This is a genomic window from Cryomorphaceae bacterium 1068 (genome assembly GCA_027214385.1).
GTDB lineage: Bacteria > Bacteroidota > Bacteroidia > Flavobacteriales_D > Cryomorphaceae > JAKVAV01.
On the sequence record JAPVXR010000016.1, the window covers coordinates 12,014 to 35,907 of the forward strand.

Here is a 23,894-nt window from a genome sequence, read left to right on the forward strand (position 1 = left end):
TTTTTTAGGGGTTATCTAAAATATTAAAACATATATTGTCAATAGTAATAAATAAGCCTGGCAGATAAAACGTTGGGTTTTATAACCAATAAACCAATTAAAACCATTATGATGAAAAGAAAGAATTTATCGTGCAGAATGCTATTGATAGTATTTGCACTTACAGCAGTAAACTTTGCAGGGGCACAGACTATTGATATTGGGCCAAATGAGTATGCTTTTCAGTTTACCGGCAACCCTAATTTCGGTTTATTTTTTAATGCCACTGATGGAGTTTATGAATTTAAAAATGGATCGGGAGATGCTGTTTTTGGTATAAAAGGTTCGACTGGAGCGATGACGACTAGTCTCAGTTTTGAGGCAGGTAACGATCTACGCATCTCAGATAATAATTATGCATTTCGATCTGCATCAAACCCGAACTATGGCCTCTATTTTAATTCGTCAGTGCTTCAATACCAGTTTCTGAATGGATCATCGACTGCTATATTTGCCATTAATGCGAATAACGGTCGATTTGACTCAAACATTCAATTCAACCCGGGAAAGAACCTTTTGGTTGCGCCCGGCAGTTATGCCTTAAGATCTGCGGCAGCACCTGATGCAGGGATAGTTTTTGGATTAACCGATTATGAGTTCCGTTCTCTTACAGGTGTTCCTGTTTTCAGTGTAAATGTTGCAACGGGAAATGCAAAATTGACCGGGGGACTTACACTTGGAAGCACAGCTGTTGAAGAGACAGGTAGCATCCGCTACAATGGCGGAGATTTTGAAGGATACGATGGTGCTTCATGGACTTCATTGACAGAAGGTACTGAAGGCCCCGTTGGTCCGCAAGGTCCTCAGGGAGTGCAAGGTGCACCTGGTGTAGCCGGAATTCAAGGTCCTGTTGGCCCACAAGGCCCCGCAGGTCTTCTATCCTCGGGGTCGATCAGTGCTGTTCCTTATTTTGATGGTACGAACTGGCAAGTAAGTGCTACCAACCTTAGCAATAATGGTACTTCCGTTGGAATTGGTAAAAACCCTAGTACAAACGATCGATTGGCTGTTGAAGATTTGGAAGCAACTTCGACTGCTTTTAGAAGTGTCATAAGAGCTGACAGAACAGGATTGGTAGGCGAGGCCGGAACACTGACGAGCTGGGCGCAAGCGGATGTCGCAATCAGAGGTGCAGTTGACTGGGGTAACGCTTATTCTGCAGGTATATACGGAAGTTCAGTGTTGGATTATGCAAATTCTGCAGGTGTGATCGGGTATTATAGTAATTCTGTTTTCGCGGGATTGGCATATCGAGATGCAAACAATGATTTCTATGCAGGATACTTCCAAGGCAATGTAGCCGTGAATGGAGAGATCAAGACAAAGTCGGTTAGAGTAACCCTCGATGGATTTCCTGATTACGTTTTTGAATCGAGTTATGACTTGATGCCACTTTCTGATGTGGAGTCATTTATCCAAGAATACGGTCATCTTCCCAACATGCCTTCTGAGGCTGAAGTATTGGAAAACGGCCTTGGCTTAGGAGAGATCAATGTGATATTGGTAGAGAAAGTGGAAGAGCTTACGCTTCACTTAATCCAAAAGGAAAAGGATATGGAGACTCTCTCAAATCAAAACGAGGAGATGAAAGAGCGTTTGGATAAGCTGGAAGCCATTATGAACGAAATGATTTCAGAATAATGAGAGAGTTAAAAAAATCATTCACCGCAATGGCTTTGCTGCTGGTGCTGGGATTGCTTACGCAATTCTTGCAGGCACAAGAAGTCTTCCGGGGAATTGAAATTAATAGTAGTGCTGAGGATCGAGTTTTACTGAATGAGGGTTTTCAATCTTATTCCCTTTTTGAGTTAGACCATGAAGCACTTTATGAATTGGTTGATGCCAACCGAGAACAGGCCATTTTTACGCTGCAAATAGCAGGGTTCGATTGGCCCATAGAGCTGTATGAAAATGAATTGCGCTCTCCCGGATATTCCGCAGGTCAAACAGGCGATGACGGATACAAGGAAGTGATTCAGGGAGAATGTGTCACATTTGCAGGTTACCTCGCTCAAACGAGCAAGGCGGTGCGTTTAAACCTAGAGCCAAATCGCGTTTGGGGATATGTCACAACGGAAAACGGGGAGTATTTTATCGAACCACTTAATCGATTCATTGATGATGCAAAAGAAGGTGAATACATTCTTTACAATGCCGATGATGTAATCGTTTCAGGAGAAGTTTCCTGTGGTGCCGATACTCAATCTGAAAAAGTGAAAAAGTCTCAGCCGTCGCAAGGAGCTCCCAAAACAGGTGATGATTGCCGCAAGTTGGAGATTGCCACTGAATCGGACTTTGAGGCGTTCAATGCGGGTATCACTTTCAGCGATATTATAGCCAATCTCAACCTTGTAGAAGGAATATATACGGCCACTTATGACGTGGAAATCTTTGTGGTTTACCAGCATGAATGGACAACATCTGCTGATCCTTATACCACCACGGAATCAGGTTGTGGAGGCTTTGGAACACTCCAGCAAGTCGGGGCAGAATGGCGTACGAATTTCACCAATATCCGCAGAGACATGACTGTATTATACAGCCAAAAAGACTTCAATAGCAATACCATAGGTTGTGCTTGGATTGGAGTATTTGGGAATGGATCTGAAAATGATGGTGTTTTAAATGGTGAAGGGACCACAGTAGGTCCCTATAGTGTCAACCAATGGGATTGGCAAGGCGGATCAACCTCAGATGCGAGCAGGAGAACCTTAGTTGCTCACGAGATGGGTCACAATTTCGGAGGGACTCATGACTCTAATGGTGGCTGTGCTAACATTATGTGTCCGACTATCAATACAACGACCGTTTTTAATGCAGCGGCTCAGACACAAATGAACGGCAATATGAACTTTGAATCTGCCGTAGCCAACGACGGTCGTTCTGCTCTGCGCGAACGCTATTTGAGTGCTGAGGAAGGAGGCGTGTCACTCGCCTTTTTGCCAAGTACCAATTCCGCAAATGTTCTTATTCTAGACGGAACGTTGATACCACTTTCATTCTTTTTCGGAACCACTGCACAGTACAACGCTTCAGAAGAAATTCGAATGAATCCGGGTGCTTTGATGGAGGCCGGTGTCGATATCAATTTCCAATTTGATATTGCATCGTGCGCTAATGGCGCAATTGTACCAAATGCACAAGATGGATCAGGCAGTGGATCAGACAGCGAGCAATTGACAAGTTTGAACCGAGGTAGCAGTGATACCGATGTTATTCTCTATCCGAACCCAACCAGCTCTAATTCTTTTATCAAGTTGGAATCAGAAAAGGAAGAGCAGATTTTTATAACCATTTTTGATGGTTTGGGACGCGTGGTGGTTCAATCGAATGAATTTCTTGCCGAAGGAGTCAACGTGATAGAGCTTCAGTCAGAAAACTTGACTCAGGGACTCTACTTCGTAAATCTTAGGATAGCTGAAGGAGAAAGTAAAACACTCAAACTCCAAAAAATCGACTAACTGAAAAGCCTGATTGGCTCTTGCAAAAATGATTAGTCGAATATTTGTTTAAGAGAAAGGCCACGTCACCGTGGCCTTTCTTTTTTTAGGGCTCCATTGTCAATTGTATGACAAGCTATCATGAGAAACTCGGTTAATTTTGCCCTATGAAATTCACAGGTCCATCAGGAGAATTTTTTAATGCCTCAGATCTATCCGCAGCTGATGCCGAGCAGATTACACAGCGCATTCCATCTAGTATGACCTTGCTTTGGTTCACTGAATCGGGCACAGAATTGCTCGTTGATGGGAGTGAGCTAAAGCCCGAAGCGGGAACCATGATATGCCTAACGGAATTCCATGCCCTCGTGGTGAAGGCATTCGGCGGAGGTAAGCTGCTGCGCTTCAATCGAGACTTCTATTGCATATTAACTCATGATGATGAAGTGAGTTGCAAAGGTTTGCTCTTCTTTGGCGCTTCGCAACTTCCCGTTATTTCACTCGATGACACTTACCGCAAGGCTTTTAGTGCACTTTGGGAAGTGATCGAAAACGAAATGTCTGCTACCGATGATCTTCAGATGGAAATGCTGCAGATGCTCACCAAACGTTTCTTGATCCTAGCCACGCGAGCCTATAAGGAACAAGTGGACTTTGGTAGTTTGGATAACGATCAAGTGGATCTGATTCGCTCCTTTAACTTCTTAGTAGAAAAGCATTTCCGCGAAAAACACAAAGTAGCCGATTATGCCAACTTACTATTTAAGTCTCCCAAGACTTTGAGCAATCTTTTTGCAAAAGTCGGCTCCAAAACACCCTTGGCATACATTCACGAGCGCATTGCTATGGAGGCTCGGCGCAAATTGCGTCACGGTGACGAGAGCGTAAAAGAAATAGCCTTCGACTTAGGCTTTGATGACTTACAAACGTTTAGCCGCTTTTTCAAACGAATGGAAGGCGTTTCACCCAATACATTCAAGCAGGCTTAAAAAAGTCTTTCCCAAAACGAACTATTCAGGCATCTAAGCCTTTCAAGAATTTTCGAAATTCACTGAGCTTCATGGGTTGGTATTTTAAGTCTACGGATTCGACGTTTCTCGTTAAAGAGCGCGCTACTTTAATGGATCCTTCCTCGATTTTATAAGCCACGATGAGAATTTCCTCTTTTCGCGGAAGCGTTAATGACTTATACGATAGTTCTTTATAGTGCATCATTTGAACCATAGATTTTGATCGAGGTAGGATAGCCATAATTTGTTCTTCTTGATCGACTTCGGGAAGGGTGGCAATGATCTCAAAGCGTTCGTTTTCAGGAAGCTTTCGAAATCTATCCACATTGATCCACCCCAAATCCGTTCCTGCTATTATGTAAAAATGGGGATTTGCATCAGCGGGAAAACCAAGATTTTCGAGTACCAATGCATACCGCTCTAACTCGACCTTTCTAATGCTGTCCCAAACGGCAAACTTGGCTTGGTACTTCTTCTTTTGAGCCGCGTCGAGGTATTGGAATTGGCGCAGGGCTTCTTTCCATTCGTTCTGTTTGAAGTTCTCCATCGAGTTCTCCTTGTCCGCCTGCCATCTGATCAACTTTGCTTCGTATTCCTTCACCCAAGTGGGGTGTTGTGCAAGTCTTTGATAGTATTTGTCCACATCCTCTGCATACTCCTCGAGTTTCAACTTATAGTCAAGCAGGGCAATTTCGTACCTCCGCTGGCAGTCTTTTAGAATTCGATTTCGTGAAAAGAATTGATACCAGCTTATTTTCCTAGCATAGCTCTGAGGTCTTGGTTTTGAAGGTTCAGTGGGGTATAAGGGTTTACTCGGGTAGCGAGGTTTGGTGTTGTCATCAAAATAAAATTCAGGCCAGTTCACATCAGCATATTCAAACGCAGGGCGTTCAGGGATATTCAAACTCGATCTGGTGAGGAAGTTTTGACCTGTCTCTGCCCAATTCGCACCAGTGTTCGAAACGAATAGAGACATATCTGTTTGCAGAGGAGTTCTCGATGGTATGGCAATACTTAGGTCAGTTCCATCCGCTAGTTCGAGAGTAGAACCACTTGGAGTCTCTGCTGTAATGCGCAGCATTCCACCTGTTTCGAGCAAGCGACCATCCGAAACCGTATAAAGTTCGTTGGCGAGAAAATCATGGTAGTCCAATGCCTCAATCACCTTCACATGAACATCGCCTTCATATGGATTTCCAAGACTATCTACGAATCCATTTGCAGAGATGAACACTTTGGTGCCTCTTTTGCATTTGAGTGTATTGGAAACGGATGGATCAATCATGAAGCTATTCTTTGCGCTTTCGGCTAATTCCGCGTGCAATTCATCGGTATTCTCAAAGTGAAAACGTTTAAAGACGATGTCGACCCTTCGGTTTTCTCGCATTGACTTCTCGTCTCTGCTTTTTTGAAGAAGTTGCCTCTTACCAAAGGCCTCCGTGAACAAAAGACCTTTTTGAATTCCTTGATTTTGCAGGTAAGCTCTGACGCTTTCAGCACGTTTTTGCGAAAGCTTATAATTGTATTCCTCATCACCTTCGTGATCGGTATGTCCATGAATTTGAAATTCGCAATCACCATTGAGTTCTACGAGTGTCAAGAAGTCAGAAAGTTGCGCTTTCGCTATATCATCAAGCAGGTGCGAGTCTGAGTCAAAATGAATTCGAGTGGTCTGAATTTCAGGTGCGGCGAAGGTCAGGACAGCGCATAAAATGGCCGTTCCCATTAAGAATGGAATTTTCATTGCAGGAAAATTATTGGTTTCAAATAGAACCCATTTTTTGATGAGATTATTGTGCGAAGCATCAGTTAAATAACAACACACCTCGAGTGAAGCGGCCCTTGCACTGTCAGTTCATTGTCGGAATAGAAGTGGAAGGATTTCTCTTTGTGAGCTGGTCTAAGCAAGAGCCGCTTTTTTGAAGAAGGGAATAATTGCCAACCCTTAGGGAATTTCTGCCGAGCGTTCTGCGAAGATCTTGCCGCACCTTTGACCTATCAACAAACAAAAACTATAAATAACACATCATCATGAACCCATTTACAGTTCCATCTCGAGAAGAAGTTTCAGAATCAAATCAAGCTATTTTCGATAATCTTCAAAAAGGATTAGGCTTCGTTCCAAATCTGTATGCTTACTACGCAAAAAGTGAAACAGCACTGGGTGACTACCTCCGGTTGCAGAATAGAAAAACCAGTCTCCGCGCCAAAGAGAAAGAGATTATCAATTTGGTGACAAGCGAAATTAACGGATGCCGCTACTGCCAGTCTGCACACACTGCTATCAGCAAGAACTTAGGGTTTACCGATGAAGAAATCCTTGATTTCAGAGGGGCTAGCGCTCCTTTTAATGAGAAGTTTGATGCTTTGGCAAAGTTCACCAAGGCAGTAGTAGAGAATCGCGGCAACGTTTCCGATTCAGCCAAAGAAGCATTTTTTGCTGCAGGATATACTGAAACGAATTTGATCGATGTAGTGATTGTCGTTGCAGACAAAACGATCAGCAATTACATCCACAACTTGGCGGGGTTTGAAATAGACTTCCCACTCGCTCCTCAGCTAGAAGAGGCAGTGGTATAAAAATAAAGCGGTTTCATCTTCACCGTTCTCAAACAGGATGATTGGTTAATATTGGTTAGGTAAAGACCCCTTCAAACGAGAAGGGGTTTTTGCGTTTTGCTAAATAAAGTCTTTCGAATACAAATTGGAAGAACCAAATGGTGCGTTGAGAAACCTTCTCAGTCCGGTTTTATGAGCCGAGTATGATCTACTTCTTAGATTTCTTAGCTTCAAACCTCTTCATTAATTTCATTTTCTTTGAGCCATGAAATTGGAGTATTCTAATCGACTGTCCGTAATAGGCGGTTATACAATCCTCATTATACTGGCCATCTTTGGAGCCCACTACGCTCTAATTAGATTTACGGCTTTCGATGCTGCTTACTACCTTTTTCAAATTGCAGAAGGCAAAGATTTCTTCGTCGCCCACGGCCGCCATATATCCTATTTTGCCCAATGGCCAGCAGTCATAGCAGCTAATTTGGGCATTCCCATGAAACTGCTTTTGCCGATAGCGTCTCTCGGATATTCTCTTTTCTTCATTCTCAACTATTACTTTGCTGTCAGGTTCAAAACGAAAGAAAACCTTTATTGGCTCGTAGTATTTCTTCCTCTTCTCGCACTTAGGTTTAAGTTCTACAGCCCGATTAGCGAATCGATTATGTCCTTGGCGAGCATTAGCTTGTTTTATGTGGTGATGGACAATGCTACGCAAGCGTTTTCCAAGAAGAAATGGGTTTTTTTATTTCTAATCGCAATCACCATATACATAGGTCACCCGCTGGCATTTATGGGCCTCTTCATTATGATTTTTTTTCATGCCTTTTGGCATGGAGATTATCTGAATAAAACGCGGCTTTATGCAATGGGAATCGCCACAGCATTTTTTGTCGCCAAAATGATTTCCGTGCAGTCGAGTGGTTATGAATCAGAAAAACTAGGGGATGCCACATCCAATCTTTCAAAACTATTCTCGGCAAGAAATCACTGGGTTTACCTTGATCTCGACGATTGGATAATAGCTGAGTGTTTTTGGCCTCTTATCACTTTTATTGGGGCTATCCTCTTATTGGTTTACCGGAAACGAATTATTCCTGCTGCATTTTTAATCCTGACTTTTGTGGCCATAAAGCATATCATCACCTTCGTTTATTGGGAGGGTGAAACACCCAATATGTTGCACAGTTATTACGCATACTTAAGTATTCCATGGTCTCTTGGAATTATTTATGCAGCATCATTTATACCAAAGAAGGGCTTTGTACTTGGGTTCTATTTATGCTTATGCATCCAAAGTATTTGGGAAATAAGAGAGGAGCGTACTTTTTTTCAAGATCGGCTGGCTTATTTCGACTCCATTTTTGATGTGTACCCTGAAAACCGAAAACAAATCCTTCCCGAAGTCAAATTGGAAATGGAGAAAGTGCATTTAACCTGGGCTATTCCATTTGAAACAATGATTTACACTAGCTATAGCGATCCCCGAGATGCAAAGACGCTCTTTATCAATAGATGGATGGAGGGCGATGAACACCTTTTGAAATCAGAAGAAAATCCCGCTGTTTTTCTGGGTGCTCCTTGGTATCATTATGAAATCGAAAATAGTGCAGAGCTCAATCCTGATTATTTTATTCTTCCGCCGGAACCATATATCATGCATTAGTATTTCCTGTTCATGCTTTTAAGTTTAAGAGAATACTTTCTGAATCGGGGTTATCCTTTGGTTAAGCTCCCTCTATTGAAGTCCACTTACCCAGACCGGTGAATCGTGGCAGATTCGGAAATAAATTTCGAATCAAGCCGGAGTTTTAAGTAGCCTTGTATATTTGGCCAACATTTGCGCTTACTAGAGTGATCAATCAAAAGTCCATAGCAGTCCTTCCTTTCGAGAACTTGAGTTCTAATAAGGAAAACGAATACCTCGCCGATGGTATCACCGAAGAGATCATCAATGCCTTGAGTAAAGTTGATGGATTAAAGGTCACCGCTCGTGCTTCATCTTTTCGTTATCGAGACAAAAAGCCGGATGTCCGTATTATTGGCAACGAGCTCGCTGTCAACACTGTTTTAGACGGAAGCCTTCGAAGGGTAGGGAATAGAGTGAGAATTAGCGCTCAGCTTATCCGAACGGATAATGGATTTCACATTTGGTCGGAGAATTTTGACCGTGAGATCGACGACATCTTCTTGCTTCAAGACGAGATCAGCATCCTAATAGCTGAGAAGATTAGAGAAAACTACGGTCACTTAGAAATAGCCAAGCATCTGGCAGGTGCCCCGACGGAAAACATAGAGGCCTACGAGCTGTATCTTAAAGGAAGGTTCAACCATTTGAAATGGGATTGGGAAGGGCTACAAAATGGCATCAAGTATTACGAAGAGAGCATTGCTAAAGACCCTGGATTTGCCCTACCGCTTTTCGGCTTGGCGTTTTGTTATTCAATGATAGGTTCTTGGGGCAAACGTCCTGAATTATTCGATCTGGCTCAAGATTACATTACCACAGGTTTTGCGATAGACAAAGAATCAGATCTTGGCCATTTCGCCAAAGCTACTTTGGAGTTTTGGGGAAGGTGGAACTTTATTGAAGGTGAGAAGTCTTACCGAAAGGCCATTGCCCTTAACCATACCAACTCTGAGGCTATGGAAGGATTGGCAGAGCTCTACATTGCGATTGGCTATTTTGATCTGGCTGAAGAGCTTACCGCACAGGCTTTAAAGACCAATCCACTTTCGGCCAATCACCTCTTCACCATGGGGAATATTCACTACGAGCAAGGCGAAATCGAGAAAGGACTTTCGTATTTCAATTCGAGCTTGAGGATAGATCCGAATTTCGCCCACTCTATTTCCTATAAATCTTTGTGCCTTATTGGCTTGAAATCATTTGATAAGCTAAAGCTCCATGTGGATGCCTATCCTGAACAAGAAGACAGGCAGCAATGCATTCTTTTGGGTAAACTTCAAGAAGGTGGAAATGGTGAACTCAAAGAAGAGACAAATCGCCTCGCAGCAATCACCGAAGATGTAGGTTTGGTTGGTTGGAGGCTTTACTTGTTGGCGCAAAATGGAGAGAAGGAAGAGGCATTAAATTTACTTGAAGCGGTTATCGGAAGGAAAGAGGGACAGTACATCAACTTTACTCATTTACCACTCTTGGAACCGATTCGATCCATGCAGCGTTTTCAGCAATTGGCAGCAGCCACTTTTGCTCAGTCGAAATTGCCTGTTAAGGCGGGAATAACAGTGGACAAGAGTCAATCAAAAAAGGCCTTACTCGAACAATCGGAAATTGAAGCGGTCGACGAGCAGCTCAAGGTGTTGATGTCTGAAGACAAAATCTATCTTAATCCGACTTTGTCGCTTAGAGAATTGGCCGAGGCGATAGAGCTTAATGCCAATAGGCTCTCGTGGTTTTTGAACGACCGACTTGGAAAGAATTTCAGTGAATTTATCAATGAAAAGCGTGTTTCTGAATTCAAAGAACGGGCCGTCACAAACGATTGGAGTCATTTATCGATACTCGGCTTGGCCTATGAATGCGGTTTTAATTCTAAGTCGGTTTTTAATGACTACTTCAAAAAATCTATGGGTCAAACCCCAAGCCAATGGGTGAAGGCGAATAAGAACTAGACCTTGAAAGCACATTTTCGAGTCGAATGATTCGACCAAAATCCTTTTACCGAATTGTCACTTCGAGTGATTTACGACTTAGGAGTGAATCGTATCGAGAACAGCCTACGGGTAAAACTGTCTTCGAAAGACTTCTCGATTACCTTCCATCGTTCGGTGAGATTGCCTCCCTCAGAGTATCGGCGCTAGGTTCATTTCATCTTCGTGTCTCAGATGAAACCATTGAATCAATAAGCTTTGTCAGTTCGGTTGATCCGACGGAGGAGGATGGTGTTGAGAACACGTCCTGATTTTCATTTCAGGTCGCTAGCACCCGTTCTGTGAAAGATTTTTGTGCCATCAAGTTCACAAACGATGACATATAAAAATCAAAACACAAAAAAAATTGTTCTCGCAGGTGCCACCGGTTATTTAGGGCAGCATCTTGTTGAAAAGCTAAAAGAGCGTTCGCTGCCATTCTCTGCTATTGCGCGCAATCCGGGTAAGCTCTACGATCTAGGTTTAAGCCCCCATGAAATCATCACAGCCCAAGTCACCGAGCCATTAAGTCTAATGGGGCAATTGGAAGGCGCTCATACAGTCATCTCCACTGTTGGAATCACCCGACAGAAAGACGGCCTCACCTACATGGATGTCGATTATGCTGCCAATGTAAATCTACTCAGAGAAGCTGTAAAAGCGGGTGTGAAGAAATTCGTTTATGTCTCTGTTCTAAACGGTCAATTTCATCGGGATCTCAAAATTCTAAGGGCCAAGGAGAAGTTTGTAGACGCGCTCAAAGCTTCAGGAATAGAGTACATAATTATTCGCCCGAATGGATTCTTTTCAGATATGGGCGACTTTTTGGAAATGGCCAAAGGCGGGAGAGTTTACCTCTTCGGAGATGGCAATAGGAAAGTCAATCCAATTCACGGATCAGATTTGGCCAATGTCATTATCGATGAACTCTACCAATCAAATACCGAGATAGAGGTAGGTGGCCCCGATATTTTGACTCACAACGAAATCGCTGAATTGGCCTTGACCCTTTTCGCAAAACGAAAGCGAGTTACTCACTTTCCCAATTGGCTGAGGAATGCTGTAATCTGGCTACTCCGAAAGCTATCCTCCGAGAAATTTTATGGACCATATGAGTTCTTTCTCACCATGATGTCTGATGATCAAGTGGCACCTCGTTACGGAGTAAGGCGGCTGCGTGCCCATTTCATCGAAGAAGCCGATCGAATTATGAAGTCCTGATTTTCACTTTCGAGTCTGGAAATGAAAATCGGGTCGTGCAGCTTCTGACATCGCCGCACTTTTGCCTCGATAAATAAAACGACTGAATAACAACTTTTAATACAAACTAAAATGAAAAGCGTAATTATCATTATCGTCATAGCCCTTTGCAGCTTTAAGGTAATAGCTCAAAGCGAATACGGTCCTAAACCCGAAAATGAAGTAAAGCACAAATACAGGATAAGCATACCGGGGATTATTTTACCACAATTGGTCATGGATCCTTGGGACGATAGACAGCATACCCAGCACATTGAGCTTCATATAAAGCGGAACCTGGACAATAAGAACATTGTGGGGGTAAAGCTGGCTACCTGGCGCTTATTTCAACCAATGGGGATTCAATTCTCCGATGGACTTCTAGACAAACTAGATACTGAAGAAGAGTTTTATCCAGGTCATGTGAGAGAGTCGGGAATTGGAATATCATACCAACGAATGATTTGGAAAGGGCTCTTTGCCACGGTAGAAGTACTGCCGCAATTTCAACGATACGAAGACCTCGATGGCAACAAGGTAGGTGATGGATTCAAGCTCTACAACTCATATCACTTGGGTTATCATTTTGCCTTTGGTGGCCAAAAGCAATTTTTCCTTGAGCCACAGCTTCACGTGAATCAATGGATGTTTGAAAGCGAAGCACCCGAGGGCTTCAAGGAGCTCGATGACAAATGGGACGACTACTTTCTTTTTGAGCCCAATATTTATATTGGAGTGAAGTTTTAAATTTGGGTGATACCTTGATTTAGATTCAAGATGAAAAAGGAATTTGCCATGCAATTGATCTTTGGGATTTTTGGACTTTTAGCCATTTACCACATCTTGATCATTACCCAAGTTATTCCATTCGATAAAGTGTGGGCAGGACGCTTAAAATCAGTAGCAGAGATGAGGTCTTTTGAGACCTTTTCTCTTTTCGTTTTGGTTTTCATGTTTACCACCTTTGCTGTAAAGTATCGACAGGTGAAAAAAGGTATCGAGAATCGATGGATCAATGGATTGATCTGGATATTTGCGGCCTTTTACGCTCTCAATACTTTTGGAAACCTATTCTCAAAAAACATCCTCGAACTCATCTTCGGCACCTTAGTGACCTTGGTTTTGGCCGTTTTGTGTGTGGTGGTGGCAAGGAAGAAGTGAGTGGTTTGAGTTGAGGTGCTATATTTGAGCTTCCTTGATGAATTACGTCTCCGTCCACCTATACCGCAAAATGCTCGACTGTGCCATTGCAGAAGGAATTCCCAGAGAGGATTTTAAGGACTTGCCGACACCTATTGATGCCATTGATCAAATTCAAGCGATTCCTGCCGATGAGTTTTTTGCCTTCCATGAACTCATGGATCAAAAGCTTGGGCCTGGTTTTTCGGTGAGAGTGGGTCAGCAGATGAAAATTGACGATTACGGAGTATTGGGACTATCCTGGCGCACCTGCTCATGGGTAGGTGAGATTTTTGAGCGAAGTAAGCGGTATTTCAATTTGCTCTCAAACACATTTTTCTGGAGGATAGAGGAAATAGGCGGAATATCTCGAGTACATTTGGATAGAGAACTCTACAGGCCTGGAGAAGGCCTGTCCACAGAGGCGAGCCTTTCAGCAACGGTCGTGGTAATGCAACAGACCTCAGAGAAAGACATACGACCCGTTGAGGTCTCCTTCAGGCACAAGGCGCCTGCCAATTTGGATAGTCACAATGAGGCATTTCAGTGCAAACTACTCTTTGAAAAGGATCAGTATTACATTGCATACAAAACGGAAGACCTGAAGCTGCGAACGGCAAGAGCAGATGAACAAATCAATCATTATCTCCTTCAGCGAATTGATGAGGAGACGAATAGCATTACCATCAGTTCAAGTAAAATCATCCCAAAGATTGAAGAGCTTATTCGTCAAGCGCTACCGAGTGGTATTCCGAGCATGGATTTCCTCTGTGAACACTTGAGCATGAGCAGGCGAACGCTTACCCGTCGCCTCAGTGATAACGGCGTTACCTTTCGCGACTTAATTCGGAATACCCAAGAATCAATCGCCAAAGAATTACTTGCCAAGCCAGAATTCAATATCGGTTATATCGCTTTCGAAACTGGATTCTCTGAGCAAAGTGCTTTCAACCGTGCGTTCAAACGCTGGACTGGAAAATCACCGCTAGAATTCCGAAAAAGTAGCTAAATAGACCGTTTTGGCCCAAAGTGTCAAAGAGTTGGCATCTTCGGTCAAGTTTGGCCACTTCTCAAACGTGACTTTTGCTTCGTAATCAAAAAACGAAGTGAAATGTACAAGTCCCTTACCGTTCTACTCTTGATTGTTTCCTTGATGACCATCACTTGGATGGTGTCCATTAGTAGTTCGGCAGCAGTTTCGAAAACATCAGTGCCGTATTCTGACCCACTTAAGAACCGTGCATACAACATCTTGGACAGCAAGTGCAACGTTTGCCATCGCAAGCAGAATCCTTTTATGGTCTTCAACCTGAAAAACATGGACAAACGCGCCAAGAAGATTAACAAAAATGTCTTTGAGCTTCAGCGCATGCCTAAAGGTGATGAGATCAAACTCACTGCCGAAGAAAGGGAAACCCTCAAAAATTGGATTCAATCCTTAAATCTTAAATAATCATGGAAATCTCAATCAAATCATTCGTCCTATTCGGAGCTGTTGTGCTCACGGGACTATCGGCAGGCTTCTTTTATGCCTGGCAGGTATCCGTCATCCAAGGAACCCTTTTGGTAAAAGACTCGGTTTATCTCGAAACCATGCAATCAATCAACAGAGCCATCCTCAATCCTTGGTTCTTCGCGGTCTTTTTCGGTAGCCTCATCTTCTTGAGCATCGGAAGCATTTATCAGTTCAACACCAATAAGTGGGTGTTTGGATTGATCTTGTCTGCTTCAATACTCTACTTGATCGGTACTTTCGGAATAACCGCGGCTGGCAATGTGCCTTTGAACGACGAGTTGGATGCACTCAATCTTTCTGAAATCACATCAAACAAGATGGCGGAATTCAGATCCTACTACGAAACGAAATGGAACCGCCTTCACCTGCAGCGAACGGTATTCTCGGTTCTGTCTTTCGTTCTCGCAGTCCTTGCTCTTTTTATAGAATTCAAAAAGTAAAATCAATAATCTATAAACAAATAATTATGGCATTTTTCAGCTACCTGGATGAAAATTCAGACATCACAGACATCACATTTAACGACCGAAAAAGACTAGGTCCTCTAGACAAAGCTTCCGAAGAAATCATGCGAGGGTCTTCAGAATTTACAGAACCTGAGAGGGAAGTAATGGCCGCATATGTTTCAGGACTTAACGCTTGCTCGTTTTGCCTCGGCTCTCACACAGCTGTCGCGGCGCAGTTTGGTGTGGAAGACGGAGTAATTGAAGCGCTGATTGAAGACATTGAGACAGCACCTATTCCACGAAAGCTCAAACCCATCTTTCATTATCTGAGAAAACTAACCCTCGAACCTGCTAAAATTTGGGAAGGCGATGTAGATCTGGTAAAGGATGCAGGCTGGAGCGAAGAGGCCTTGCATCAAGCCATCTTAATTGGTTGTCTATTCAATTTTTACAACCGCCTTCTAGATGGGCATGGAGTAAAGGGTAACAAGAACATCTACCAATTTGCGGGTAAGCACCTACATAAGAATGGCTATTCCGTGCCTTGGTTTATTGGCTCCATCAAAGGTTTTGTGAAAAGAAGCAAGATGAAAAAGCTCGAAGAGCTAGAAATGGAATCATAATCACATCGAGTCATTAAAACGAAGAAAAATCAATATAAAAAAGGTCATAGGAATCGGTACTGTCATCTGGATAATCGGAGTTAGTCTATTCACCCTTTCCTTCTACATTCCTGTCTTGGAAGATCCTGAACAGCAAGCAAACGCTGTGCTATTTATCTCTGTGCCTTTATTGGTATGGTTCGGGGGCAAGCATTACTTCAAAACTGGATTAAACACTCAAGGATATCTTGTAGGTCTCGGTTTTTTCTTGACATCGATGACTTTAGATGCCTTGATCACAGTCCCTGTCCTCATCATTCCAAGCGGAGGGTCTTATTATCAGTTTTTTGCTGATATCGGATTCTGGCTTATCGGACTTGAGTTTCTGATTGTCACTATGCTTTGCAAGAGAGTTCAAGTAATATCAAAGAATAATACTAACACAAATTATAAAACACAAACATCATGAAAAATAACATCGCAGTAATCGGAGGAAACGGAAAAACAGGACGCCGTGTGGTGCAAAATCTCGAAAACCTGAATCAAAATGTATTCGTTCCATCCAGAAAGGGAAGTATCAAGTTTGATTGGGAAGATCGTTCTACTTATGCAACTGCTCTGGCAGGAATGGACCGAGCTTACATCGTGTATTATCCCGATTTGGCCGTTCCCGGAGCGAAAGAAGACATCAAAGCATTTACAGACGCCGCTCTTGAAGCTGGTTTGGAAAAGGTAGTTCTCCTATCGGGAAAAGGGGAGATCGAAGCAGAGCGTTGCGAAGAAATTGTCGCTCAATCAGGATTGAATTACACGTTGGTTCGCGCTTCTTGGTTTAACCAAAATTTCACGGAGAGCTTTTTGCTCGATCCCTTGTTGGCAGGACATGTTGCCTTGCCCATGCCAGAAGCGGAAATTCCCTTTGTAGATGCTCAAGACATTGCGGATGTAGTGACTAAAGTACTTCTGGATGATTCTTACAACGGAAAGAGGTTTGAGGTTACAGGCCCTCGAAAGCTACGCTTCAGAGAGGTAGTGGAAGAAATAGCCAAGGCAACGGGGAGAGTAATTAATTACGAACCGATCTCAAAAGAAGCATACAAGGAAGGAATGAAGAACGCAGGTTTGCCTGATGGCTTTGTTTGGCTTTTCGGGTACCTATTTCAAGAAGTACTTGGAAATGCAGAGAACCAAACGATTTCTGCTGACATCGAGAGTGTGCTTGGCAGAGAAGCCCGTGACTTCAGAGATTTTGCCGAAGAGATGGCTCAGTCAGGAATTTGGAATCAAGAAGTAGCTCAATCGATGTGACTTCTTCACCATGTAGTTGATCAAAAGGCCAATCAGTGAGATTGGCCTTTTTATTTTCTCAGGGAGAATAGAAGGAGGGAATAATTGCCAACCCTTCGGGAATTCATGCCGAGTCTTCGCCACTATTCTTGCCGCACCTTTGACCTGTCAACAAACAAAAAACACATTTAAAAAAAAGACAACATGAAAAAGTACATCACATTTACACTCGCATTTGTCGCACTGATTTTCACCTCTCAAGCATTTGCCCAAAAGGCAGAAACGGTAAAGCTAACCCAAGTAGAAGGTGCCTTTGAAGAAACGGAACTTATGCTGGAAGCAGGCACTTACGTTTTTGAAGTCGCCAATGATGGGGTAGATCACGAAGTAGGTTTCGTTATCGTACCGAAAGGAAAAACAGAAATGAGCGATCACATTAAGGAGGCGTATGTTCAAAAGATGATTGCCGATGGACAGACTTCTACTTCAAAAGAAGTAACCCTCGCAGCAGGAGAGTACGAATACTTTTGCCCAATGAACCCAACGCCGCACTACACCTTAGTAGTAAAGTGAGAATAGAAATGATTGGTCAAGTAAATTTAATACTGAAGGCTCTTCTGTAAACTCAGGAGGGCTTTTTTTTATCCGTCTATTCTGAGGCAGGATGCATTCGTTCAATTATTTTTTCAGGTACTTACGCACTTTTTCAATACCCGACCCTTTCCATCTTTTTACCACATTTCCCTGCGGGTCGATGAGCAGATAGGTGGGGTAGACGTCTACCTCAAATTTCTTGAATACTGCTCGGCTATCATCGCGAAGGCTTGTCCAGGTGATCTTGTCTTTTTGTGTTTTCCCGATAGTCAGCCATGCCTCCAATTTCGGGTCATCCCAAATCGAAAGAATCTCCAATTCACTTTCAAAATCGCTTTGAAGTCGAACCAGTTGATCGATGTCTACCAAGCAAGGACGGCAGCCGCTCGACGAAAAATCGATTAGCAGATACTTGTTTTCGGGTCTTTTGTATTCCATCTTTTCACCCTTTTTATCAGAAGCCGTGAGGGATTGAAAGGTGCCGTTTTCCGGGTCGAAACCGACTTTCTCCAATTCCGTGAGATAGAGTTGAATTTCTTCTGCTGCCCAAAAGCTTTGGTCCTCTGAAGCCAAGCGATTGAGCACTTCTTGAAGATCTTCCGTTTTTTGGAATTTGATGGAATTCCTTAAATACACCAGCAATTGAGGCGAAGGATTAGCTAGATTTTCCCCCTTGAAAAAGCCTTTCCATTCTTCTTCAGGGCTTGTCGAGAGTATACGGCCTGATGTGGCAGGCGAAACGGTGAATCTATTTTCTTCAACCGAACCTTCAATGGTGAGAGATTCCCCTGTAAGCCAAATGGTCTTCAGTGTCGTGATCTTGCCCTTGTTGATGGAGTTTATTTCAATGATTGTCGGAAGGTTTTCAACTTCCAAAAGCAATGTACCATTTTCAGGCACTTGGTGCGAAAGACCTCCTTCGCTCAAGAAAATCGGCAATGCTCCGCTGAGGCTAGTTGCGTCGATGGATACTTCTACACTCAGGAGATTAGTGGTAACACAGAGGAGGGATAAAAGAGTCAAGGACTTCAGAGACATTATTTCTGTTTTTACAAGTTCACAAAAGCTAAGATAGCTCAGAATATTTACGCATGGTCATCCTGAATGTCATACAACTTGAAATGAATCTGATTCTCTTCCGTTTTAAGATCATTACCTTCTCTTTGATGATATTTGTTCACATTCTAATGGCTCTTCTGTTGACGGTGATCACTCAAATCGGAGGATTGCTGTATCTGATGATTGTCTTGGTATTTCGAAAGACAAAATGGGGGAAACGTCTTTTGGTTTTTATTGGACTTTATGCCCTCGCCACTTTTGTCATTGTACCCATTCTTGCGCCACATTTCGGGCGCGAAAAGGTCAAGGTCGAGGTGGTAAATGCAGGATATATTTTGGCCAATCGAAATTACGTCACTGCCGAAATGAACAAGACCCTCGAGTCAATTGAGCAAAACCTCAAATCGCAATACCCTGAATTGAAACTCGTAGTGCTCGACGCTAACTTCCCCTTCCTGGATGGCTTTCCGCTATTGCCTCACTTGAGTCATGACGATGGAAAGAAAGTCGATTTGGCATTCGTTTATGAAGAGCCTAATGGCCAATTGACCAATCAGAAAGTATCCCGATCGGGATATGGAGTTTTCGTATCCCCTGAAGAAGGCGAGCTGAATCAAGCTGATCTCTGCACTAGAAAGGGCTCGTGGCAATATGGGATAACCGAGTACTTCAGCTTTGGGGAAATCCATTCGAATTTGATTTTTTCAGAAGTTGCCAATCGAAAACTCTTGGAGGCGATCATAGCTGAGGACAGAATCGGGAAGGTTTTTGTGGAGCCTCATTTGAAAGAACGACTAGGGGTAGTCAGCGATAAAATCCGTTTTCAAGGATGCCATTCCGTAAGGCACGATGATCATTTTCACATTGAGTTAAGGTGAAATTAACCAGTCGATAGGTCTTGAAGCTCTTCGATTATTAAACTCATCCAGGCTCACTCATTATAGTACTCCTCAAAATCTTCAATAATGAGATTCTTGGATTTTTCAGGGTCACTATCATCTGCCTCACCAATGTAGAGTGTGCTATAAATCAGCCTGTCATTCTTTCCCAATACACAAGAAGCAAGTTCCTTTGATTCACTGTATTGAGAAGTATAAGCCAGATGATAGATTTCTAATTCCTGATCTTTGTATGTGTAGTTGAAGTTTTGAATTGATTCGACTTCACAGCTGCCGTATTCTTCGTAGTAGAAATCATTTTTAATATGTAGTCTACAGAATTCTTCCTTCGGAATAAGAGAGTAAAACCTTTTGGGTCCTAACAAATCCAGTACTTCGAGAAGTATGGATAATTTATCTTCATCTGACTTCAAATTGGATAATTCGCTTGCTTTAGGGTCAGCTCCCATTCCTATTTCGATTAGGTAAGCCAATACCTCCGCTTGTTCATTCTTCGTTTTGTTCAAAGATTTAACAATGCCGCTCATGTCCTTAAATGAAACACCGGCATATGAGGCCAACTCTACCAAACTAACGTAAGTATAGACGGGGATATAATAGTCCGCTTTTGGGTTGATCGTATCAAGCATCTGCCTTAAAGCACTTGTGAAAACACCTCCGTATGGTGCCAGTAAGCTTTGATCTTCGTGATTCTTTTCAAAATAGGATTCCAAAATACTGACAGAATATGAGTCGTCTTTGCTCGTTTCGATCAGTTCAATGAGAGCCGCATAATCAGTTTTTACCAGTTCCTTTTTAGTGTAAAAACCTGCGAAGTCATTGTACGTGTATTTACCTTTTTTCTTTTTGAATAGCTCGCTAAACAGGTTCAAAGATTCTTCCGATTCAATTTCTGAAAATGCTCCAAGTACGTAAGACTCGAGTTTAACGTTCTTCTCGAAAATTTCTTTCAGAGGAGCTAGACTAGTGTCTGATGTATGATCGTATAAATTGGTCAAGAGGCCTAGATAACTCCACTCATTATCAAAGAGTGTCGGAGTTGAGTCACGCAAACTTTTAAGAATATCCTTTGCTCTTTCTTCTGAAAAGTGATAATCAGTAGACGATGAAAGCGCAGATTCATAAGTAGCAGTATCTGCAGAGTAGAGCCTCGATTTGATCAGGTCTTCTTTAGTGCTGAAAATATCAAACGAGCTCTCTGGATTTTCTTTTATAATTTTGAATGAAGTAAAAACAGAATCAGTGTAGTGAATGTCTATGTCCTTTGCTGTATTGTAGCTGATCTCGAAGAGCATATTATTCTTCCAAGTCAGGTACACGTGTGAGGTGAGATTACCGTTTTTTTCTTCGTAAGCGTAGGTGTATCCATCTCTGTATTTTTCCAGCGGAGATATCAGATTTGAATATGCCGTGTCTATGAAAAACTCTTGAATTAAGGAGTCTTCGTTTTCAAAGTATGCAAGGTCATTGAACGTATAAACAATAATATCTGCAGATACTCCCGACTCTACGTCCAGTATGCTTTGATATATAGATGAATCGACACAACTGTAGTATGCGTAGAACTCATTGAACTCACTTATGTCGCCGGAACCTAAGATTTCGTAGTATTCATTAGTCAGTAATACCATTTCAGGTTTTTTCCAAGGAGTTACTTCCCAGTTCTTTAAAAAACTCTTCTGGTTCTCGTCGAGTTCGCCTGTTGTTTGAAGTACGATATTGTTCATCAAGCTCCCTCTAACAAAACTTACCACATGTATGCTACCTGTATCTGCAATATTGAGTACTTCATAAAGGTACATTTGATCGTTGTTTTGCAGTGTATCTTTCGAAATTGATACTCCACCTGTTGCTTCTAGAAGAATGTCTAGCATGTTGCTGTGAGTGAAGTCCATAGTTTGCGGTTGATATCCAACCGGATAATAATATTGATTTACGGATATTGAGTAATTATCCACACGGTCAACTGCTGTAATTACAGAGTTGCGCATATATTCAAATGAACCTTGCTCTAAAGGAATCGGATAGTTCAACATCTCAACTCTTGGATTGGGAAGTTGAATCTTCAGTTTCAGTTGTTCAATCTCACTCATTTCTTTGTTCCAAGAAAGTGTGGAAAGTTGATCGATGGGAAAAAATCTTATGCTCTGTAAGAAATCTGACTTCTTTGCTTTGAAGTCTTCACTGGAATTGACCATTTCCATAAAAATGTAAGCAAAACCATTCGTGGTGAACAGCCACATAATAGCGTCAAAACCTGCCGGTGAAGACAAGTCTATTTGTCTTCCTTTCACGTTTTGGTGTTCGATATCCTGAATTTCCTTTATTTCAAACTTATTCTGTGCTCTGTAGTTATCAACGATTAAGTCAAGCTGTTTTTCGGGAGAAGAGAAAATATCTCCTTGTTCCATGACCATGGCAAACTGTCCCATCCCTGTTTGTCTATCCTGCCATAAATCCATCTTCATATTGCTGTTGGGGATTTCAATTTCCTCAGTAGATCCTTTCATTTTTGCTGTAAATCCTTGAAGTAATCGCTCAATTTTTCCGGCAGGGAGTTTCTCGTACTTCTTCATGAGCCTTTTGCCTTCTCCCGTAAAATCTGCTCTGACTACTTCTACCGTGTAGCCCTTTTCACGCAACATTTCGATCAATCCATACTCTCCGGGGAGGTGACTTGCGCCAACAGCGCAGAATACGCTGCCTTTTTTCATAAGAGAGTCAAGTCCTTGCGCCATTTTAGTGTTTCTGTCTTTCATGGCAAAAGTGCTCATGGCTCTTGAATTCTCTTCCATATTGAACTCGGGTAGTTTTCCGTCACGGTAATTCTCTATTCGCAGATTAGCTTTGGAAATGAAGCTATTGTCTTGCATCTTGTCATACGTTTCAAAAATGGAGTCCATATTGGTTAAAAGCCTCATTTTAAAGAATTCCTTCTCAAAGGAATTCGAAAATTCTTGTCCGGATCTTATCCCGTCAAATGGCTTCTCTAATCCAACCACTTGCTTATTCATTCTGAGAGCACATTCTTCGAGGTATTCATCCAGTATCAATAGAGATGACTTGTCATCTTTTTTTTGGGACTCCCTTAAAAGCTGGTTTATTAGGAGAGGGTTCGCATTATCGACTTTGTCCAAATCGAGTTTTGTACGCTTTCTGAAGGCTTCTCTGATCTGAGTATATTCTTCTTCGTCAAATTGATCCTTAAACGCTGAGTTTTGTGTTTTTGAGAATCGTTTTTGCATGGCAGCTTCGAAGACATCGCTTCTGGACAATTCTTTAGCAAGTATTTCTGCAGAATCAAATGCAAGGAGCACAGAGTCACTGAAGTTGTAGACGCGCTCATCCGAGACGTGCATGGTCCCGAAAAGAAAAGAAGTCTTATCAAGTTCTTTTCCATCTATTCTCCAAAGCAATTCGTAATCACTCTGAGCGCAGGATAATAGACTTGTAAGGGTGAATACGGCGGCTACAATATATTTCATAGTACTTTTTTAGAAAACCGAAATATAGGACCAATTTATTATTGGATCATAAAGAGAATGTAATGCAGAATTATGAAACGGACGGACATCAAATTTAAATACACACATCCTTACCAAAGACCAATAATTTTTCAGTTATCTCCATTTAAGCCGGTTTTTATTTCAGCACCAATCGCCCGTTTTAATTGAGGATTTCAAGAAAGGCACACTTTACTTCACCAATCCCTCTCTTAAGGCTACGGCCACCGCGCCAGCGCTAGATTGCACCTTCAGCTTTCCATAAATCTTCGTGATGTGGCTATTTACCGTAGGGTAGGAGATGTGGCATTCCTCGGCGATCATCTTGTAGCTAAACCCTTTTACGAGAAGATTGAGAATCTCAGACTCTCGCTTGGTGAGATCAAAGTTGTTTCCCTTTTTTGAAGAGCCTTGTTTTTGGAACAGCTTGAGAACCTTAGCGGCAATAACAGGGGTCATCGGAGCGCCACCAACGAGTACCTCGCGAATTCCGTCGACTAGCTTCATGGGATTTGCCTGTTTTAAGATATACCCATCTGCACCTGCACAAATGGCTGCAAAGATTTTATCATCATCTTCAAAAACGGTTTGCATGAGTATTTTCAGATCTGGATGAACCTTTCGAATTTCAAGTACTCCTTCTATTCCGTTTACATGTGGCATATCAATATCCATCAGCACCACATCCGGATTAGATGATTCAATATCGGCAAGTACATTTCTGCAATCGTTGTAAAGGCCTACGCAATTTAAATCATCGATGGTCTCGAGCAGAAGAAAAAGTCCTTCACGCCGCTCAAGATTGTCATCAAATATGGCTACACGTGTTTTCACAGTTTAAAATTCGCATTGTTTTGCGATCATTCCTATC

At 42.3% G+C, this 23,894-nt stretch carries 22 protein-coding genes; 18 read left to right on the plus strand and 4 right to left on the minus strand.

Annotated elements, in window-relative coordinates; all coding sequences use genetic code 11:
• Window positions 1-111: 111 nt before the first annotated feature.
• The 3 genes from O3Q51_15865 (at window position 112) to O3Q51_15875 (ending at window position 4,468) form a co-directional block, all read left to right on the plus strand.
• Complete coding sequence (locus O3Q51_15865; protein ID MCZ4410292.1) at window positions 112-1,680, plus strand: collagen-like protein; 1,569 nt, start codon at window positions 112-114, stop codon at window positions 1,678-1,680.
• On the plus strand, window positions 1,680-3,500 hold the full coding sequence (locus O3Q51_15870) for a zinc-dependent metalloprotease (protein ID MCZ4410293.1): 1,821 nt from the start codon (window positions 1,680-1,682) through the stop codon (window positions 3,498-3,500). Before O3Q51_15865 ends, O3Q51_15870 begins: the two co-directional genes overlap by 1 nt.
• A gap of 146 nt (window positions 3,501-3,646) precedes the next feature.
• Window positions 3,647-4,468 (plus strand): helix-turn-helix domain-containing protein, encoded by an 822-nt coding sequence (locus O3Q51_15875; protein MCZ4410294.1) that lies wholly within the window; start codon window positions 3,647-3,649, stop codon window positions 4,466-4,468.
• A gap of 25 nt (window positions 4,469-4,493) precedes the next feature.
• Here the strand turns inward: O3Q51_15875 and O3Q51_15880 are convergent, their stop codons facing one another.
• Window positions 4,494-6,233: an OmpA family protein gene (locus O3Q51_15880; protein MCZ4410295.1), complete on the minus strand. Its 1,740-nt coding sequence runs from the start codon at window positions 6,231-6,233 to the stop codon at window positions 4,494-4,496.
• A 287-nt stretch (window positions 6,234-6,520) separates the two neighbouring features.
• On the opposite strand from O3Q51_15880, the gene O3Q51_15885 reads away from it, so the two are divergent.
• From O3Q51_15885 to O3Q51_15950, 14 genes are all read left to right on the plus strand, one after another.
• Window positions 6,521-7,069 (plus strand): carboxymuconolactone decarboxylase family protein, encoded by a 549-nt coding sequence (locus O3Q51_15885; GenBank protein ID MCZ4410296.1) that lies wholly within the window; start codon window positions 6,521-6,523, stop codon window positions 7,067-7,069.
• A gap of 244 nt (window positions 7,070-7,313) precedes the next feature.
• Window positions 7,314-8,711: a hypothetical protein gene (locus O3Q51_15890; GenBank protein ID MCZ4410297.1), complete on the plus strand. Its 1,398-nt coding sequence runs from the start codon at window positions 7,314-7,316 to the stop codon at window positions 8,709-8,711.
• A gap of 188 nt (window positions 8,712-8,899) precedes the next feature.
• Window positions 8,900-10,681: a helix-turn-helix domain-containing protein gene (locus O3Q51_15895; GenBank protein MCZ4410298.1), complete on the plus strand. Its 1,782-nt coding sequence runs from the start codon at window positions 8,900-8,902 to the stop codon at window positions 10,679-10,681.
• 26 nt (window positions 10,682-10,707) lie between these two features.
• Window positions 10,708-10,971, plus strand: a complete 264-nt coding sequence (locus O3Q51_15900; GenBank protein ID MCZ4410299.1) for a hypothetical protein — start codon at window positions 10,708-10,710, stop codon at window positions 10,969-10,971.
• A gap of 64 nt (window positions 10,972-11,035) precedes the next feature.
• Window positions 11,036-11,920 (plus strand): SDR family oxidoreductase, encoded by an 885-nt coding sequence (locus O3Q51_15905; protein MCZ4410300.1) that lies wholly within the window; start codon window positions 11,036-11,038, stop codon window positions 11,918-11,920.
• Window positions 11,921-12,031: 111 nt separating this feature from the next.
• Window positions 12,032-12,685 carry a hypothetical protein gene (locus O3Q51_15910; GenBank protein MCZ4410301.1) on the plus strand — a complete coding sequence of 218 codons (654 nt, stop codon included), beginning with the start codon at window positions 12,032-12,034 and terminating at the stop codon, window positions 12,683-12,685.
• 30 nt (window positions 12,686-12,715) lie between these two features.
• The gene (locus O3Q51_15915; GenBank protein ID MCZ4410302.1) at window positions 12,716-13,099 is read left to right on the plus strand and encodes a hypothetical protein; all 384 of its coding nucleotides are present in this window, start codon (window positions 12,716-12,718) and stop codon (window positions 13,097-13,099) included.
• A 37-nt stretch (window positions 13,100-13,136) separates the two neighbouring features.
• Entirely contained in the window at window positions 13,137-14,126 is a 990-nt protein-coding gene (locus O3Q51_15920; protein MCZ4410303.1) for an AraC family transcriptional regulator ligand-binding domain-containing protein, read from the plus strand.
• A 102-nt stretch (window positions 14,127-14,228) separates the two neighbouring features.
• Window positions 14,229-14,570, plus strand: coding sequence for a hypothetical protein (locus O3Q51_15925; protein MCZ4410304.1), 342 nt, complete (start codon window positions 14,229-14,231; stop codon window positions 14,568-14,570).
• 2 nt (window positions 14,571-14,572) lie between these two features.
• A complete protein-coding gene (locus O3Q51_15930; protein ID MCZ4410305.1) occupies window positions 14,573-15,073 on the plus strand; it encodes a DUF1772 domain-containing protein in 501 nt (166 codons plus the stop codon).
• Between the two features lie 26 nt (window positions 15,074-15,099).
• Entirely contained in the window at window positions 15,100-15,702 is a 603-nt protein-coding gene (locus O3Q51_15935) for a carboxymuconolactone decarboxylase family protein (GenBank protein ID MCZ4410306.1), read from the plus strand.
• Between the two features lie 115 nt (window positions 15,703-15,817).
• Window positions 15,818-16,150: a DUF5367 family protein gene (locus tag O3Q51_15940; GenBank protein ID MCZ4410307.1), complete on the plus strand. Its 333-nt coding sequence runs from the start codon at window positions 15,818-15,820 to the stop codon at window positions 16,148-16,150.
• A complete protein-coding gene (locus O3Q51_15945) occupies window positions 16,147-16,989 on the plus strand; it encodes an NmrA family NAD(P)-binding protein (GenBank protein MCZ4410308.1) in 843 nt (280 codons plus the stop codon). The genes O3Q51_15940 and O3Q51_15945 overlap by 4 nt, the downstream gene beginning before the upstream one ends.
• A gap of 183 nt (window positions 16,990-17,172) precedes the next feature.
• The gene (locus O3Q51_15950; GenBank protein ID MCZ4410309.1) at window positions 17,173-17,541 is read left to right on the plus strand and encodes a cupredoxin domain-containing protein; all 369 of its coding nucleotides are present in this window, start codon (window positions 17,173-17,175) and stop codon (window positions 17,539-17,541) included.
• 105 nt (window positions 17,542-17,646) lie between these two features.
• Here O3Q51_15950 and O3Q51_15955 read toward each other — a convergent pair whose 3' ends face one another.
• Window positions 17,647-18,600 (minus strand): TlpA disulfide reductase family protein, encoded by a 954-nt coding sequence (locus O3Q51_15955; GenBank protein ID MCZ4410310.1) that lies wholly within the window; start codon window positions 18,598-18,600, stop codon window positions 17,647-17,649.
• Window positions 18,601-18,683: 83 nt separating this feature from the next.
• Between O3Q51_15955 and O3Q51_15960 the strand changes: the two genes are divergently transcribed.
• Window positions 18,684-19,499 (plus strand): hypothetical protein, encoded by an 816-nt coding sequence (locus tag O3Q51_15960; GenBank protein ID MCZ4410311.1) that lies wholly within the window; start codon window positions 18,684-18,686, stop codon window positions 19,497-19,499.
• 53 nt (window positions 19,500-19,552) lie between these two features.
• Here O3Q51_15960 and O3Q51_15965 read toward each other — a convergent pair whose 3' ends face one another.
• Together O3Q51_15965 and O3Q51_15970 are read right to left on the minus strand one after the other, a co-directional pair.
• Complete coding sequence (locus tag O3Q51_15965; GenBank protein ID MCZ4410312.1) at window positions 19,553-23,005, minus strand: TraB/GumN family protein; 3,453 nt, start codon at window positions 23,003-23,005, stop codon at window positions 19,553-19,555.
• A gap of 210 nt (window positions 23,006-23,215) precedes the next feature.
• Window positions 23,216-23,857, minus strand: coding sequence for a response regulator transcription factor (locus tag O3Q51_15970; protein MCZ4410313.1), 642 nt, complete (start codon window positions 23,855-23,857; stop codon window positions 23,216-23,218).
• Window positions 23,858-23,894 lie beyond the last annotated feature (37 nt).